Below are 16,298 nucleotides of genomic sequence, written 5' to 3'. Positions count from 1 at the left end.
CGCAGGAAATAACCACTTCTACATTTTTACGGAAACATTTAAAACGACCTTTCAGAACCTTCTCTGATGATTTTCGCAAAGTACGAGAATCTGTGCAGCATATGCCACTCAACACTGACAGATGAGGAGATCGAGAGGAAAATTTGCCTGAAAAAGCACACTCCCCTTTGCGCTCATTACGTTGACAGGCTAACCGAAGAATTCTCCGAGTTTTTCAGAAAAGCTGTCGGAGAGCCGAGGAGCATCCAGCTGTTCTGGGCGAGGAGAATCTTCCAGAAGGAGAGCTTTGCGGCTGTCGCACCAACAGGAATCGGGAAAACTTCTTTCGGAATCCTGATGTCACTCTTTCTTGCAAAGAAAGGGAGGAGATCATACCTGCTGTTCCCCACCTCCCTCCTCGTGGCTCAGGCTGCTGAGAAGATCTCCGACTTCTCAGAAAAGCTCGGCATAGACGTGGGGATGAATGAAGAAGGCGAGATAACCGTCCTCTACTACCACGGAGGGATGAAAAAGGCTGAGAAGGAGAAGTTCCACGAGCTGCTGAGATCCGGGAAATACAGCATCCTGATAACAACCACAGCATTCCTCTCAAGAAACTTTGGAGAGATCAGGGGAACGTTCGGCTTCATATTCGTGGATGACGTTGACGCAGTCCTGAAGGCCTCGAGGAATGTGGACAGAATTCTGCACCTCCTCGGGTTCCGCAAAACCAAGGAGGGGTGGAAGGGGGAGGCAAAGGGCGTTCTGATGGTTTCAACGGCAACGGCAAAAAAGGGCCAGAAGGTGAAGCTCTTCAGGGAGCTGCTCAACTTCGACGTCGGCTCAACGACGCATGCGGTCAGAAACATAGAGGACATCGCGGTCGAGAAAGACGATGTGGAGGAGCTGAAGTCCATTCTGAGGATGATGGGCAGAGGAGGGATAATCTACGCTCAGAGCTCGGAGGATGCTGAGAGGATCCACGAGCAGCTCAGGGACGAGTTCAGAATCGGGATTGTGAGCTCGAAATCAAAGAAGGACTACGAGCTGTTTGAGCGGGGTGAGCTGGACTACCTCGTCGGCACAGCCTACTACTACGGCACTCTCGTGAGGGGGCTTGACCTGCCGGAGATAATAAGGTTCGTCGTCTTCGTGAAGGCGCCGGTGTTCAGGGTCAGGATCGACGACATAGACTCCATCAGCCCGAACATGCTGAGGGTGCTGGCGCTGATATTCAGGGAAGATGAGAGGGTGAAGAGGTTCGTTCCATACCTCAACAGCCTGAGCCAGAGTCAGGAGCAGGAGCTGAGGTCGGTTCTCAAGGAGCTGGTCAGGGGCGGGCAGGCGGTTGAGAGAAAGGACGTGGTTGTGAGGGAAAGCGAGGTCATCTTCCCGGACATCAGGACATACATTCAGGGCTCTGGCAGGGCTTCGAGGCTTTTCGCAGGAGGAATAACAAAGGGCGCGAGCTTCCTGCTCGAGGGAGATGGAGACGTGCTGAGGGCGTTCATCGAGAGGGCGAGGTACTACGACATTGAATTCAAGAGCAAGGATGAGGTGGACTTTGAGAGCCTGATAAGGGAAATAGACGAGTCGAGGAGGAGGTTCAGGGAGAGGGACAAGGCGAAGGACATAATAAAGCCCACTCTCTTCATCGTCGAGAGCCCCACGAAGGCCAAGCAGATAGCGAGATTCTTTGGACAGCCCAGCATCAAGGCCATGAGCGACGGTGAGAGCGTGGTTATAGCGTACGAGGTTCCAACTCCCGAGAGGGTTCTGCTCGTCACGGCCAGCCTTGGCCACGTCACCGATCTGATAACCAACAGAGCGTTTCACGGAGTCGAGGTGAGCGACGGGGTTTTCAGGCCAATCTACGCATCCATAAAGAGGTGCAGGGACTGCTCGTACCAGTTCACGGAGGAGAGGGAGAATTGTCCCAAGTGCGGCAGCAGGAACGTGGACGACTCGAGGAGAAGAATAGAGTTTCTGAGGAAAATAGCGAAGCAGACGGGGCATGTGATAATTGGAACCGACCCTGATGCCGAGGGGGAGAAGATAGCGTGGGATCTCGCCAACCTGCTCAGGGGCTGCGGGGAGGTGAAGAGGGCCGAGTTCCACGAGGTGACGAGGAAGGCCATAAACGAGGCCCTGAAAAGTTTGAGGGACATAGATGAGAACAGGGTTAAGGCTCAGATCGTGAGGAGGGTCGAGGACAGGTGGATAGGCTTCGTGTTGAGTCAGAAGCTGTGGGAGAGGTTTGATAACAGAAACCTGTCTGCCGGCAGAGCCCAGACACCTGTGCTCGGCTGGATAATCGAGAGGGCTGAGGAGAACAAGCAGAGGAAGAAGGTAGCCTTCGTCGAGGAGCTCGGAATCTACATAGACGACTTCGACCTGCAGGAGTTCACGATCGAGATAGAGGCCGTTGAGAGAAGGGAGGAGGAGAGAACACCCCTGCCCCCATACACGACGGATGCGATGCTGAGAGATGCCAACGCGATTCTGAAGATGTCTGCAGGAGAGGTTATGAGGCTCGCACAGCAGCTCTTCGAGAGCGGTCTCATAACCTACCACAGGACGGATTCGACGACGGTCAGCGATGTCGGGCTGAGGATCGCAAGAGAGTACCTCGGGGAGGACTTTCATGGCAGGAGGTGGGAGAAGGAGGGGGCACATGAGTGCATAAGGCCAACGAGGCCACTCGACAGGTACGACCTGCAGAGACTCATTCAGGAGGGTGTGATTCAAGTAGAGGGGATCACGAGGAGACACCTCGCCCTTTACGACCTCATATTCAGGAGGTTCATGGCAAGCCAGTGCAGAAACTACAGGGTCGAGGTGGTAAGATACAGGATAAGGGCAGACGGAAGGGATATCGAGGAGGAGAGGGTCATCAGGGCTGAGGGGAGGGCTTACGAGCTCTACAAATCGGTATGGGTCAGGGAGGAGCTCCCGGAGGGAACGAGGAGGGTTAGGGCGAGAATTCTGACGGTTCCCAAGGCTCCGCTGTACACCCAGTCGGACATAATAACCCTGATGAAGGAGAGGGGAATTGGCAGGCCATCCACCTACGCGACGATAGTGGAGAAGCTGTTCATGCGGAGGTACGTCATCGAGAGGAATGGAAGGCTCATTCCAACCGACACCGGGAGGAAGGTGTTCGACTACCTCTCAAGGAACTACGGAAAGTTCGTCTCTGAGGAGAGGACGAAGCTCCTTGAGGAGAAGATGGACGAGGTAGAGGAGGGAAGGGCAGACTACCTGGAAGTCATCAGAGAGCTTTACGACGAGATCATGGAGATCGTCTGAGCTTCTCCTCCACGGATTTCTTCTTGCCCTCTATGCTTCCTCCCCTGAGCCTGTAGTCCACCTTAACGACCATGTACACCCTGCCAGCGCCCCTTTCCACGAGCCTGTCGTTGATCTCCTGCATGAGCTCTCCCAGCTCCCTGTAGTCCTTGAGCTCGACAACCGTGCCCATAGAGGACAGCTCGTACTTCAACCCCCTTCCCTCTATCACCTTTAAAGCTTCAGCGACGTACTCGCTGAGCGACTCACCAACACCGATCGGGACGACTGAGAGCTCGACGAGCATGTAAAAAAGAGGTGCAAAAATGAATAAAAGGGTTTTTAAAGCACGTCGATGCCGTTGTAGTTCTTCGCCACCATTGAGGGGACGGGCTGTCTTCCGTTAGAGCTGTATGCCTGAACCTCAGCTTTTTTTCCGTTCCCTCCGTAGCCGTAGTGGGCGTACTCCTCCTCGACATTGAAGATCCTCTCGGGGCTCACACCGGTCATTATCGCCGTCACCCTCACTATTCCCTCAAACTCCTTGGATATCCTCGCTCCCCAGATAACCATCGCGTTGTCTGAGATCTCAAACGTGAGGTTGTTCACTATCTCCTCGGCCTCCTTTATTGTCAGATCGGGCCCACCGGTTATGTGGATGAGCGCTCCGGTCGCTCCCCTGTAGTCCACCTCGAGCAGCGGGTGGGACAGGCAGTCCCTCACGACCTCACTCGCCTTGTTCTGGGACTTCGCCTCTCCGACGAGCATCACAGCCACGCCACCGTGCTCCATTATCGCCCTGACGTCTGCAAAGTCGATGTTCATGAGCGACGGCTTGGTTATCGTGTCCACTATGCCCTTGATAGTCTCGGCCACAATCTGATCCATCACGCTGAACGCCTGCTCTATGGGCAGGTTTGGCACGTACTCGAGGAGCTTGTTGTTGTCCAGCACGATGACGGTGTCGGCATGCTTCTTCAGCTCCTCAAGCCCCTCCATCGCCTTACCGATCCTCGCCCTCTCGACCTTGAACGGTGTCTGAACCATCCCTATGACGATCGCACCCTGCTTCTTCGCGATCTCAGCAACTACGGGCGCTGAGCCCGTACCGGTTCCACCTCCAAGCCCTGCGCAGACGAAGACGAGGTTCGCACCGGCAAGGAGCTCCTCGAGAGTCCCCCTTGCAAGCTCAGCCGCCTTCCTCCCGATCTCCGGATAACCACCGGCTCCAAGCCCCTTGGTTATGCTCCTGCCGATCAGAACCTTCTTGTCGGCCTTTATCATCTCGAGGTGCTGCCTGTCGGTGTTTATGGCTATGGTCGTTACACCATCAACACCCAGATTCTTCAGCCTGTTCACGGTGTTGTTACCACTCCCACCGCAGCCCACAACAATTATGTTCGGTGTTCCAAACTCCTCAAACGAGAAGTTGTCCATTCTGCTCTGCAGCTCCTTCCTATAATACTCCTGCGCCTCCCTAATAAACGACTTCATACATTCTCCCCCATCCACTTTATTTCATCACCCATAAGCTCCTTCAGCTCCTTCTTCTTCTGGTTGATGAAGATCCTGAGAGCCTCCCTGATGACCTCGCTTGCATTCGCATAGTCCCCCATAGCAACGAGGGACTCGATAAACTCGTACTGCTGATCCGTGATCCTTATGGAGATCTTTCTCATTCTCATTGTGTTTCAGCTCCTTTTTAAACGAAAAAGGGGAGGACAGTGTCCCCCCACCGTCACCCCGCCGCCACCCGATGGATGCCATGGGTGGTATTTTGTCCCCCAGTTGTCGGACACTGTACTATCGATGTCCTCCTATAAAAATGTTTCTAAAGAAATGATAATGAGAAAAGTGTTCGCAGCTAAAGCGTATTCGAGAGGTACCTGTCCTTGAGCTTAAGGTACTCCTTCCAGCTCCTCTCTATGAGCTCCATCTCCTGATCCGTGATCTCTCTAACAACCTTTGCAGGCACTCCGAGAATTAGCGACCTCTCGGGGAACTTCTTTCCCGTCACAACGGCTCCGGCACCAACAATCGAGTACTCGCCAATCTCAGCCCCGTTAAGCACGACCGCATTCATCCCAACGAGGACATTGTCCGAGATCCTGCAACCGTGAACGACTGCGGAATGCCCTATGGTCACGTTGTCGCCCACCACCGTCGGAAAGCCCTCGTCCACGTGTATCACAGCGTTGTCCTGCACGTTGGTTCTCCTGCCGATAACAACCTTGTCGAGGTCTCCCCTTATCACCGCATTGAACCACACGCTCGAGTCATCGCCGATCTCCACATCGCCCTTGATCACAGCGGTATCGGCGATGAAAACCCGCTCACCCTTCCTCATAACCGCGGAATGGCTCTACAGCAGATTAACCTTTCGAAAACGATATCTTCCCCTCCCACAACTGACGGTTCGTGAGGTTGCTGGACATTGCCTCAGACGCCAACAGGGCACTTCTCATAGGCATCGGTGGGGGAGGGGACGTCATAAGCACGCTGTACGTAAGAGGATTTCTCGAAAGGTTTGGAGTCGAGTGCATCTGCGGTGGAGTGGTCTGGGAGAGGTTCAGGAGGGACAGGAAGCCGGGACCGAGGAGCGTCAGGGAGATTGAAGGCGTGGAGATCGTGAAGGAAACCCTCGGGTTCGTAAGGGGAGGGGAGAGGATCGGGAGGATCGAGCCGATAGTCTCACAGGTGGCATCCTTCCTGAAGGAGAGGGTTCTTGCGGTGAGCATAAATGAGGGGGTAGCGAGCCTGAAGCGGGACATCGAGGAGTTCGTGGATGAGCGCGAGGTGGATCTGGTGATTGCTGTCGACGCTGGCGGAGACTCGCTCGCCCTCGGTGGGGAGGAGAACCTCGTCAGCCCGCTCGCTGACTCAATGATGCTGTCAGCACTGCGAGACCTGAATTCAATCCTCGCCATCGTTGGCTTCGGGAGCGACGGGGAGCTTGAAAGAGAGACGATCGAATTCTACCTGTCCGAGCTTCACGGCTCGATTTACGGGGTCAGCATGGTGGAGGTCGATCGGGACTTCATGCAGTTCCTCAATAACGTCGAGAGCGAGGCCTCGAGGATACCAGCCCTCGCCCGTACCGGATTTCGCGGAAGCTACAGGCTCTGGGGGGAGCATGAGATTGAGGTGTCCATTCTCAATTCCCTCGTCTTCTACCTGAACCTCAGGGATGTTTACGAGAGGAGCAGAATGGCGAAGGCACTGAACCACACGAGGAGCGTGGAGGAGGCGAGCGAGATTCTCAACGAAATGGGGATAAAAACGGAGTATGACCTCGAGGTGGAGATGGCTAAGAGAGAAGGTCTGATATGAGCTGCTCCGCAGCCTTCTTCCCGGCGAGCAGACTCCCGTTCATGCTCCTCTCCGGGTAGTTGGCCTCAGACGTCATTCCGGCAACGTAAAACCCCTCGGCGACCCTGTAGGGTGTGATCTTCCTCCTGAATCCCCTCTCGTATACCGGCCCACTGTACTTCGCCCTGAACACCTTCCACCACCTGATCCCCTCAGCATCAAGGCCGTATCTTTCAAGATGCCTCGTGTACGTCCTGAACACTTCCTCGTCGCTCATCTCCAGCACCCTGTCCGGGGTTGTGTAGGAGGCGACGTACATCAGGCGCTCCCCGTAGTCCTCGAGCGGCATGAAGTTTGTGTGCTCGATTGTCGCTCCAAAAGGTGCACTGCTGTAGTTCACCCAGTACAGGCTGTCAGTGAAGCTCTCGTCCATTCCGAGCAGGAGGCAGATGCTGCTCTGATACTCAACCTCCGCAATCCCGAGAGTTTTAGCAAGCTCCCCGAGCTCTGGCAGTGGTGCCGTGTAGATGACGGCATCATACTCCCTCCCGTTAACGCTCCACCTCGAGGTCTTTTTCACAGCAGCTCTCTCCCTCACCACGTTGAGCCCCTCGGAGAGCTTCTCGACAAGTTGGTACATCCCGCCCCTCAGGTAGCCGAGCTCCTCACCGCTCAGCTTCCTGTTGCTCCTGAGCGATACCCTCGCCAGAAGCCACGCGTAGCTAACTCTCTCGAAGTTATCGCCGAACTTTGACCTCAGGAGAGGCATGAAGAACCGCTCTATCAGCCTCTCGCCCGCATCCCCCCTAAGCCCGTCAAGAACCCCGACGTCATCGTACTCCTCAAACCTCTTCCTCCTCGCCTTCAGCGTGAAGGCCGTGAGCCTGACCTTGTCCAGAAGGCTCATACCCGGATACGCGAGTATCTCCACAGGCGTGTTGAGCGGATATATCCTGCCCTGAAACTCCTGACCGACCTTCGCGACCCTCCACACCACCTTCCCGCCAAGCCCGAGCTCGTCGATCAGGGAGAGAAGGTATTCATCACCCCTGAAGAAGTGGTGGTAAAAGGCCTCTATGCAGTACCTGCCAGCACAGTACGAGCCGGCAAGCCCACCCACCTCACCGGCCTCATACACGTCAACTTTGCAGTACTCTGAGAGCATTCTGGCCGCGTTCAGTCCGGCAAGCCCGGCACCAACCACAGCGACTCTCATTCTCTCACCATCAATCTGAATGCTGTCGGGAAGACGAGGGCGGAGATGACCGTCCAGAGGGCTATGCTCACCGCCTCTCCGGAGCTTATTATCCCCAGCTCCCTCGCTATCTCAGCCCCTGCCAGCGTCAGCCCAAGCTTTGAGCTCTGTATTATGCCGAATCCGAGAGCCTTGATTGCCCCAAAGTCCCGAACGAGTATGATCGCCGGAATCACCTTCACGACGAGCCCGAGAGCGAGCAGGAAGAGGGGGAAGTAGAGAGTCATCTCCCCTATGCTGTTGAACATGTCCACCCCCGTTTTTATGAAGAAGAAAGGGATGAATATTCCATAGCCAACCCCCATCAGGCTCTCCTCAAGCTTCCCCGCTCCTCTGAAGACGAGGGATATGAGCGCTCCGGCAAGAAATGCCCCGAGAATCGCCTCGCTCCCGAGTATGTACGCGAGCCCCGAGAAGATGATCATTATAGCAAAGCTCCCCCTCACTCCGAGCTCCATCGGATCGTCGAAGAATCGGGCCATGAAGTCGGGGAAATGCCATATCAGGAAGCGGCCGAAGTAGTAGGCGAAGATGAAGGCTGGAAAGAGGAGGAGTGGGAGGAGGAGCTCCATCTGAGAGCCGCTCGACCTGTACCCGAGCGCGATTCCTGAGAGAAGGGATATCGTCACAAGGTCTGTTACGAAGGTTGCAAGCAAAATCTTCTGGCCGAACTCTGTCGAGGACATCCCCGCCTCCTTCAGAACCGGCATTACTATCCCGAGTGAGACGTTGGCCAGAAAAACGGCGTAGATCACGTTCAAATCGGCAATAGATGTGAGCGCGAACGCGAGCGCTATGGATGAGAAGACGTAAATCGGAACCTTCCAGTACCTCTTGGACTTCCTGATGATGAGGGCAAAGTCAATCTCGAGCCCGGAGAGGAACATCAGGAAGATGAGGCCGAGGACTGAGAAGAAGCCGAACCACTCCGAGCTTGCGAAGCTGCCGAAGAGCATTGCGAGGCCGAAACCGGCCATAATTTCGAGTATCACCGCAGGAACCTTCACCTTCTGCGAGATTATTGGAGAGGCGAAGGCTATGAGCGCAACAGCCGAAACCTCGAGCATCTCGTTCATCTTACCACCAGAACGGACGAGTCCGTATCGAGTATGAACTTCCAGAGAAACTCGGAGTCTATGTTCCCAACGCTGTTGGAGATCGAGAAGATTATCAGGTCGTATCCCCTCTTGACCTCCCTCACGACCTCGACGAGCGGGTTGAACTCCGTCACCGTTATCTCAACTGTCGGAGATTCGACGGTAGAGGAGGAGGTCTTGAGCTGCTCCCTGTCGAGGAACATTATCTTCCCTTTTCCAAAATAGTTCGCGAAGGCTGTCGCGTAGCTCACCACATTCTCAGGCCTGTCTGTGTTGACTATCGCGAGTATGTCCCTGTAGCCCTCCTTTCCCTTGGCGAAGAGTATCGGGAACTTTATCAGAACGCTCGTCCTGAAGTCGACCTTCTTTTTCGGTGGATCGGTCACTATGAGGTCAACCTTGTCTGTCAGAGATTCAAGGATCTCCACCGCCTCCTCAACGTCCATGTCCTGTATGCTGTCCGCCTTCAGGGAGCACATTATCCTGCCATCCTCCTTGTGAAGGATCAGCAGATCCGCGTCAAACCTCTCGGCAATTGCCTTCGCCTCCCTGTAGACCCTCTCGTAGTTCTCAGCGCACCTTATGACCAGAAGCACCTCGTCGAACGGGTTTTTTGTCTTCTTCACCTCCTTCCCGCAGATTATGCCCACAATGTCTCCTACCTGAAGCACGAAGTCGGGGTGGGGTCGGTAGATCTTCCCCTCCCGGTATATCGAGATGATCGTGCAGCTCTCTCCAACATACATGTCCGCGAGCCTCATCCCGGCGAAGTTCTCCTCTGTCACAACTATCTCGAAGTATCTCCTCTTCGCCTCAATGAGCTCGTGGATGAGCTCGGAGGCTATCGTCTTCCCGCAGCTCACACCCCTGACTCCCAGATTCCGGTAGTCGCGCATGTAGCTCTCCGACTCAACCCTCGCCACGATGTCGGAGGGCTCGAAATCCCGGATTATCGACGCTATGGCTATGTTCACCGAGTCGTCGTTGGTCGCGAGTATCACTGTAGCACCCCTGACTGGCAGCCTCTCCCACACCTCCCTCTCTCTCGCGTCTGCGTGAACAACCCTGTACCCGAGCCTCCTCAACTCCTCGCACGTCTCCTCGTCCTTCTCGATGATTATGCACTCCTCGAGCCTGTCCGCAAGCTGTCTTCCAACTCTCCCGCCGCCAACTATGATGTGCATGGCCATCACGTCGTGTACTTGGAGTTCAGCTCCACGTAATCGTGAGTCAGGTCACAGCCAATGGCGTACCCCTCCCCGCTGCCCCTGTGGAGGTCTATGAGTACCTCAATCCTGCTCTCCTTCATGATCCTCTCCGCAAGTTCAAGGCTGCCCTCGACAACATTACCCTCTTCGACGAGAACAGCAACCCCGCTCTCACCTCTGAGCTTCAGAGTTATCCTCTCGTCCACATCCGCCCCGGAATACCCGATTGCCGCGATTATCCTTCCGAAGTTGGGATCCCCACCGAAAACCGCAGTCTTCACGAGATTTGAGCCTGCAACTGCCCTCGCGACCCTGAGAGCATCATCATCGCTCCTCGCCCCGCTGACTCTGACCCAGAAGACCTTTGTCGCACCCTCCCCATCCCTCGCCATCATCTCCGCAAGCTCCAGCATCAGGGATGAGAGGTGCTCGCGGAACTCTTCTGGATTTGCCTCAACCTCCTCGCTCGCAACCATGAACACCGTGTCGTTGGTGGAGGTGTCCCCGTCCACTATGACCCTGTTGAACGATCCCTCCACAGCCTCCCTGAATATCTCCTCCATCCCATCGCATCTTGCATTTGTGAATATGAACGCGAGCATGGTGGCCATGTTCGGGGCAATCATTCCGGCACCCTTGGCGATGCCGAGAATCTCCACTCCCCCGAACCTTCGCTTAGCAATCTTCGGGAACCTGTCCGTGGTCATTATCGCCCTTGCGAACGCGTTTATGTGCTCCTCCCCACCACCAAGCCTCTCGAGGACTTTCTCACCGATCCTGATAATCTTATCAACGTCAAGCTGCCTGCCTATCACTCCGGTTGAGGCTATGGCTATCTCGCTCAGGTCGCAGTTTAGCCTCTCAGCGAGAAACTCGGCCATCCTCCTCGCCTTTCTCAACCCTTCTTCTCCTGTGTACGCGTTCGCGTTGCCAGAGTTCACGATGATTCCCTTCACCCTCTTTCCGAGGTTCTGCAGGTTGAATATCACCGGAGCGGCCCTGATCCTGTTCTGGGTGTAGACTGCGAATATCCTGCCGGCCATCACCGCGATTCCAACGCCGGTCTTCCCCTCCCTGATTCCGTAGCACCTCAGACTGTCGCTGAGACCCATGAGGGGAGTTTGGCAGTGAGGCAATAAAAAGTTAAGCATGGGTTTTCCTCACCAGCATCACCTCATCCCAGGGAAAGCGTTATACATCTTCAGGAGAAGATAATAAAATATGTTAGAAGAGATAAAGGAAATTTACCGGAAGTACGGTGGAGAGGTTGTCGAATTCGAGAAGTTTGAAGGGAATGTGGACGTTGGATACACCATAGAGTACGAGAAGAGGCTTGAGGAGGTGGACGTCTGCTTTTTCGGTCTTGCCTCAGGAGACCTGAACCCGCTCCACTTCGATGAGGAGGTCGCAAAAACGACGAGGTTTGGCGGGAGAGTTGTTCACGGAATGCTCACCACGAGCCTCGTATCGGCAGCAGTTGCGAGAATGCCGGGGATCGTCGTGCTGCTCGAGGCCAGCTTCAGGTACACCAAGCCCGTGAGGATTGGTGATGTGGTCAAGGTCGTCGGAGAGGTTGTGGAGAAGGACAGGAGGAAGTACAGGCTGAACGTCAGGTGTCTGGTTGGCGAGGATGTGGTTGCGGAGGGTTACGTTGTGGTCCTCCTCTGGTAAAACCAAAACATATTTATATCATTGCCACCAAATGGTATATGATGGTTCCAGAATACCTCAAGGAAATGCAGAAGCTGTGGAATGATCTGCTCAAGATGCAGGGAGACTTCATGCAGAACATTTCCTCTATGCTCGGATTTGCGTCGGAGATGCACGTTTTTAGGAAGGACATTGCCGTGTTCAGGGCGAGAGTTCAGAGCGGCGGGAGAATCTCCATACCTGAGAGCGACAGGGCCATGCTCGGGCTGAAGGAGGGAGACATCGTCAAGGTAATTGTTGTGAAGGAAGGAGGTGAGGAGTGATGGAGTATAAGGACTTTTTGGAGACCATGAGGAGTTTTTACAAGATGGGGTTTGGGGTAAGCAAGACGAGCCTCGACCTGATGAAGGTGGCCGCTGATAGCTACGTCAGCCTGTACGAGGTGTACCTCAGACAGGTCGTTCCGAGCGAGGTCTTCGACAGCGTCAAGAAGTCTGTCGAGATGTACTCGGAGTCGCAGGCCAAGGTTTTCGAGAACTTCAGAAAGCTGCTTGATCAGCTTGAAAAGCAGCAGGACGAGATCTTCAAGAGGATGATCGAGCTGACAGAGAAGGCTCAGAAGAAGGAGAAGCAGTGAAGCACACCGCCACTCCATTTTTTTGATTTTTCTGCTGTTCTCAGCCTTTTCCAGATCTTCGTCATTAACACTCTTTATTACGGCGTGTAAACACCTATTACCGCTCAACCGAAGTTTTTATAATATTTAAGACCAAAATTATATAGCAGGTGATACCGTGCTCGAAGAGGATATTGTTGAGGTTTTTAAGAAACTGCCGAAGGAATCGTTCGAACTCCTTCTCAGAAACATATCAATCCGGGAACACATGGAAAGGCTGTGGAGCAAGTACTCAATTTCAGGCAGAATCAAGAAGGATGAGGAGTTTGAGAGGGTCTTTGACGAGATATTCAGGTTCTTCTTCAGGCCGCTCGAGATGTTCCTCATGGGGGAGCAGTACCTCAGGTACTTCCTCCCCGGCCCTGAGACGCTCAAGCTCGTCGAGAGCCAGAGGGAGGTTTACGAGGCGTACGAGGACTTCGTGCTCTCGCTTATCTCCCACATGAAGCTGACGTCCGAGCTCTTCGCCGGGTACACGATCAGCGAGACGGCCAGAAGCCTCACTGAGAGCTTCGTCAACAGGTGGTGGGATCTTGCGAAGAGGAGGTACAAGCTCGAGCTCGACGGATACAGGGTTCTGAACGAGTACCCGTTCATACTGTCCAAGGAGACGTCCAACGATCTGTTCGAGGCTGCCGAGCACTGGGAGACATTCAGGGAGAGCTTCTTCGCGTACAGGGATCTGATGCGGAGCGCGTACGATGAGTCCGTGGACGAGTTCATAGAGTACGCGAACAGCAACAGGATCGAGAGCTTTGACCAGTTCATGAATGACTTCGCAGAGATTGTGGCCAGAAAGTTCGACGTCCTGATAAAGTCTGAGGAGTACCTGAAAATCCAGAGGATGATGCTGGGAAGCCTGATGGACTACTCCTACCACATGCGGAGGTTCTTCGAGTCGATCCTCGAGCAGAGCCCCCTGAACCCATTCGCCACGGTCTCGGAGATGGACGAGGCGTACAAGAGGATAATGGATCTGAAGAGGAAGGTCAGGGAGCTGGAAAGGAGAATCGAGGAGCTTGAGGGCAGGCTTGGAGGTGGTGGCAGTGAGTGAGTTCGAGTGCCTGAAGGAGGTCGACATCTGCCCGTGGAGCTGCGAGTTCGACGTCGTCGACGAGGACTGGCTGTTCAAGCTCCTCCACTTCAAGCCGAGGAGGAAGAGGCTGCTCAAAACTCCCGTGCTGATAGTCTACGCGTACATAAACAGGCCGTACATCCTCGACCTCCACGAGAGGGTCAGCGTGGTCAGGAAGATGCTCGAGGCGGGACTGGACGTGTGGATGGTTGACTGGGGGTACCCGAAGAGGGCGGACAAGTACTACAGGATCGAAGACTACGTTGACTACATAGACAGGTGCGTGAACATAATAAAGAAGAAAAAGAAGGTTGACAAGGTCACGCTGCACGGATACTGCCTTGGAGCAACTCTGAGCACCATATACTCAACCCTACACCCCGAAAACGTGAAGAACCTCGTCGTGCAGGCTCCGCCCATAAACTTCCACACCGACAACACGCTCGCGGTGTGGGCGAGGAACATAGACCCTGACAAGGTTGCACGGGCAATGGGCAACGCCAGTGGAGACTTCCTCAACTTCGCGTTTCTGCTTGTCGACCCGATAAGGCTCACGGTCGAGAAGTACCAGGCGCTGCTCAACAGGCTGGACGACAGGAAGTTCGTCCACGACTTCCTGTACATGGATCACTGGATATTCGACTCGCCAGCGATACCGGGCTGCGTTTATGAGGAGTACATAACCAGATGGTACCACAGGAACGAGGTCATAGAGGGCAAGTTCGATGTCAACGGGCAGAAGGTTGACCTGAGGAAGATAACCATGCCCACCCTCCTTCTGGTGGCCGATAGGGATCACATAACACCCCCCGAGTGTGCGATTCCATTCTACGAGAAGATACCGTCCAAGGACAAGCTCATGCTGAGGGTCAACAAGGGGCACATCGGGCTGACGGTCAGCAGCTCCGCCCACAGGGAGCTGTGGGACAAGGCGATAAAGTGGATCGTCGAGAGATCCAAGTGAGCTACTGCTCTCCATTTTTTACTCTCCTGCTTTCAGTTCCAATCCTCTCAAGACCTTCTGACGTGCTGGTGAATGTGAAAATGTGCTGTTTACAAATTGCATTTTCCTCTCTCTACAGACATGTTTTTAAGCAACACAGTGTTTACCGCAAGTAGCGGTGGTCTCATGGAGAGATTTGAGAAAGTCATCAGCTTAACCACCACGAGCCTGAAGCTGAGAATCCTCGAGCAGCTTAGAGAGGAAAGGAGAATCTCCGAGATCGCGAGAGCGCTGAAGGTGTCGAGGGATACTGTCAAGCCCCACATCAGGAGCTTTTCGCAGCAGGGACTGGTGGAGAGGTGCAGGGATGGGTACAGGCTCACGACCTACGGAAGGGCGGTTTTAGAGAAGGTGTGGGAGGTCGAGAGGCTGATGCTGGTTGACCACAGCATAAGGGAGTTCTTCAACACCCACGATGTTTCAGCCATCCCCCATGATCTTCTGCGCGACATCCATATGCTGTGCGAAGGAAGAATCCTGAAGAGGACCAATCCATTCGAGCTCGTGGAGGAGTGGGTAGACATAGTCCTCGAGTCGGGATGGGTGAAGGGCGTGTCGTCAGTTTACCACCCGGAGTTTCCCCAGCTGTTCACGAGAGCTTCGAGAGAGAAGGACATCACGCTCATCCTGACAAGAAACGTGCTCGAGAAGAGCTTCTCTGCCCATGGCGATCTTGCAATAGAGTTTCTCAAAAACTCGGAGCTCAGAGTGGTGGATGACGCGAGAGTGGCGTTCATAGTAGCAGAAAAGGGCTTTGCCATCGGCCTCTACTCGGGAGATTCCTACGACGCGAGCAGGATGTACCTCTCGAGGGATGGTGATGCGATCAGGTGGGGTCTCAGGCTCTTCCACCACTTCTACGAGATGTCGAAAAGCCCGCAACTCACACCCATGGGCGATCTGGAGTTCCATAATGTTGATTTGAAGTAAAAAATTTTATATAGTAAATTAAGAATCACAAATCATGCGGTCATCTACAATTCTCGTGCTGGCGGCAATTGTGATTGCATTGTCCGGATGCGCGAACTTGAGCGCAGACGAGATTGCCAAAAAGATGCAGGAAAAGTACGAGTCCATAGAGGACTTCAGGAGCGTGGTGAGCATCACGTTTTACCACAACAACACAACCACCACGCTGGAGTACGAGTACTTGTACAAGAAGCCAAACAAGGTTAAGATGGTGAGCCTGAACGAGGATGCAACTTTCGTGTCCAATGGAAAGAAGATGTGGAGCTACGACAGGAAGTCAAACAGGGTTTTCGTGTTCGAGGTTGGCGAGTACACTCCGAAAGCTCCCGACTACGGAACGATTGTTGAGGAGATGCTCGAGAACTACAACGTTGAGCTCGTGGGGAGTGAGAAGGTGTCAGGAAGGGACTGCTACGTGATAAGGCTTACACCCAAGAACGATAGCATGGGTGGAGAGATGGAGATGTGGGTGGACATGGAGTACTGGTTCCCGTTGAAGATCGTGCAGGAAATGCCTGCCGGGAAGATGATCACGGAGTACAGAAACGTGAGGTTCAACATCGGAATTGACGACAGCGAGTTCGAGTTCGAAATCCCGGAGGGTGCGGAAGTTGTAACCGAAAAGGATCTCGGGATAGAGAAGCCGGAAAGCATAGAGGAAGCGCAGAAGATGGTTAACTTCACGCTGCTCGTTCCTGAGTACACGGCCAACCTTGAGCTCAGGAGCATAACGGTCGTGAACGGCAAGGCAGTGACGATGATGTACGGGGATGGGGGAGGATTCTGACG

The 16,298-nt window shown here is 54.2% G+C and carries 17 protein-coding genes; 9 read left to right on the top strand and 8 right to left on the bottom strand.

The window, feature by feature from the left end; genetic code table 11:
* Window positions 1–66 precede the first annotated feature (66 nt).
* Window positions 67–3,288, top strand: coding sequence for a reverse gyrase (rgy, locus tag GAH_RS08530; protein WP_048096113.1), 3,222 nt, complete (start codon window positions 67–69; stop codon window positions 3,286–3,288).
* Here rgy and GAH_RS08525 read toward each other — a convergent pair.
* The 4 genes from GAH_RS08525 to GAH_RS08510 all read right to left on the bottom strand — a co-directional run bounded on the left by GAH_RS08525 (window position 3,272) and on the right by GAH_RS08510 (window position 5,614).
* Window positions 3,272–3,574: an MTH1187 family thiamine-binding protein gene (locus GAH_RS08525; protein ID WP_048096112.1), complete on the bottom strand. Its 303-nt coding sequence runs from the start codon at window positions 3,572–3,574 to the stop codon at window positions 3,272–3,274. The genes rgy and GAH_RS08525 overlap by 17 nt on opposite strands.
* A 35-nt stretch (window positions 3,575–3,609) precedes the next feature.
* Window positions 3,610–4,761 (bottom strand): cell division protein FtsZ, encoded by a 1,152-nt coding sequence (gene ftsZ / locus GAH_RS08520; protein WP_048096110.1) that lies wholly within the window; start codon window positions 4,759–4,761, stop codon window positions 3,610–3,612.
* Complete coding sequence (locus GAH_RS08515; protein ID WP_245604010.1) at window positions 4,758–4,952, bottom strand: type II toxin-antitoxin system ParD family antitoxin; 195 nt, start codon at window positions 4,950–4,952, stop codon at window positions 4,758–4,760. The genes ftsZ and GAH_RS08515 overlap by 4 nt, the downstream gene beginning before the upstream one ends.
* A 179-nt stretch (window positions 4,953–5,131) precedes the next feature.
* Complete coding sequence (locus GAH_RS08510; RefSeq protein ID WP_048096108.1) at window positions 5,132–5,614, bottom strand: gamma carbonic anhydrase family protein; 483 nt, start codon at window positions 5,612–5,614, stop codon at window positions 5,132–5,134.
* A 71-nt stretch (window positions 5,615–5,685) separates the two neighbouring features.
* Here GAH_RS08510 and GAH_RS08505 point away from each other — a divergent pair, with 71 nt between their 5' ends.
* A complete protein-coding gene (locus GAH_RS08505; protein ID WP_048096106.1) occupies window positions 5,686–6,597 on the top strand; it encodes a DUF1152 domain-containing protein in 912 nt (303 codons plus the stop codon).
* Here GAH_RS08505 and GAH_RS08500 read toward each other — a convergent pair.
* From GAH_RS08500 to argJ, 4 genes are read right to left on the bottom strand one after another with little or no spacing between them, the layout of a single operon-like run.
* A complete protein-coding gene (locus GAH_RS08500; RefSeq protein WP_048096105.1) occupies window positions 6,575–7,792 on the bottom strand; it encodes an NAD(P)/FAD-dependent oxidoreductase in 1,218 nt (405 codons plus the stop codon). The genes GAH_RS08505 and GAH_RS08500 overlap by 23 nt on opposite strands.
* Window positions 7,789–8,907, bottom strand: coding sequence for a cation:proton antiporter (locus tag GAH_RS08495; RefSeq protein WP_048096103.1), 1,119 nt, complete (start codon window positions 8,905–8,907; stop codon window positions 7,789–7,791). The genes GAH_RS08500 and GAH_RS08495 overlap by 4 nt, the downstream gene beginning before the upstream one ends.
* Window positions 8,904–10,118 (bottom strand): potassium channel family protein, encoded by a 1,215-nt coding sequence (locus GAH_RS08490; protein WP_048096101.1) that lies wholly within the window; start codon window positions 10,116–10,118, stop codon window positions 8,904–8,906. Before GAH_RS08490 ends, GAH_RS08495 begins: the two co-directional genes overlap by 4 nt.
* Window positions 10,118–11,248: a bifunctional ornithine acetyltransferase/N-acetylglutamate synthase gene (gene argJ, locus GAH_RS08485; protein ID WP_048096100.1), complete on the bottom strand. Its 1,131-nt coding sequence runs from the start codon at window positions 11,246–11,248 to the stop codon at window positions 10,118–10,120. The genes GAH_RS08490 and argJ overlap by 1 nt, the downstream gene beginning before the upstream one ends.
* 109 nt (window positions 11,249–11,357) lie before the next feature.
* Between argJ and GAH_RS08480 the strand changes: the two genes are divergently transcribed.
* The 7 genes from GAH_RS08480 (at window position 11,358) to GAH_RS08450 (ending at window position 16,296) form a co-directional block, all read left to right on the top strand.
* A complete protein-coding gene (locus GAH_RS08480; RefSeq protein ID WP_048096099.1) occupies window positions 11,358–11,807 on the top strand; it encodes a MaoC/PaaZ C-terminal domain-containing protein in 450 nt (149 codons plus the stop codon).
* Between the two features lie 38 nt (window positions 11,808–11,845).
* On the top strand, window positions 11,846–12,109 hold the full coding sequence (locus tag GAH_RS08475) for an AbrB/MazE/SpoVT family DNA-binding domain-containing protein (RefSeq protein ID WP_048096098.1): 264 nt from the start codon (window positions 11,846–11,848) through the stop codon (window positions 12,107–12,109).
* A complete protein-coding gene (locus tag GAH_RS08470) occupies window positions 12,109–12,423 on the top strand; it encodes a hypothetical protein (RefSeq protein ID WP_048096097.1) in 315 nt (104 codons plus the stop codon). Before GAH_RS08475 ends, GAH_RS08470 begins: the two co-directional genes overlap by 1 nt.
* 157 nt (window positions 12,424–12,580) lie before the next feature.
* Window positions 12,581–13,516, top strand: a complete 936-nt coding sequence (locus tag GAH_RS08465) for a poly(R)-hydroxyalkanoic acid synthase subunit PhaE (protein WP_048096096.1) — start codon at window positions 12,581–12,583, stop codon at window positions 13,514–13,516.
* Window positions 13,509–14,501 carry an alpha/beta fold hydrolase gene (locus GAH_RS08460; RefSeq protein WP_169745351.1) on the top strand — a complete coding sequence of 331 codons (993 nt, stop codon included), beginning with the start codon at window positions 13,509–13,511 and terminating at the stop codon, window positions 14,499–14,501. Before GAH_RS08465 ends, GAH_RS08460 begins: the two co-directional genes overlap by 8 nt.
* A gap of 165 nt (window positions 14,502–14,666) precedes the next feature.
* On the top strand, window positions 14,667–15,470 hold the full coding sequence (locus tag GAH_RS08455) for a helix-turn-helix transcriptional regulator (protein ID WP_048096093.1): 804 nt from the start codon (window positions 14,667–14,669) through the stop codon (window positions 15,468–15,470).
* A 34-nt stretch (window positions 15,471–15,504) separates the two neighbouring features.
* A complete protein-coding gene (locus tag GAH_RS08450; protein WP_048096092.1) occupies window positions 15,505–16,296 on the top strand; it encodes a LolA family protein in 792 nt (263 codons plus the stop codon).
* Window positions 16,297–16,298 lie beyond the last annotated feature (2 nt).

It is taken from the genome of Geoglobus ahangari, assembly GCF_001006045.1.
GTDB classification, from domain to species: domain Archaea; phylum Halobacteriota; class Archaeoglobi; order Archaeoglobales; family Archaeoglobaceae; genus Geoglobus; species Geoglobus ahangari.
The sequence above is the reverse complement of the archived record's forward strand: the minus strand, read 5'-3'. Positions and strand labels throughout refer to the sequence as shown.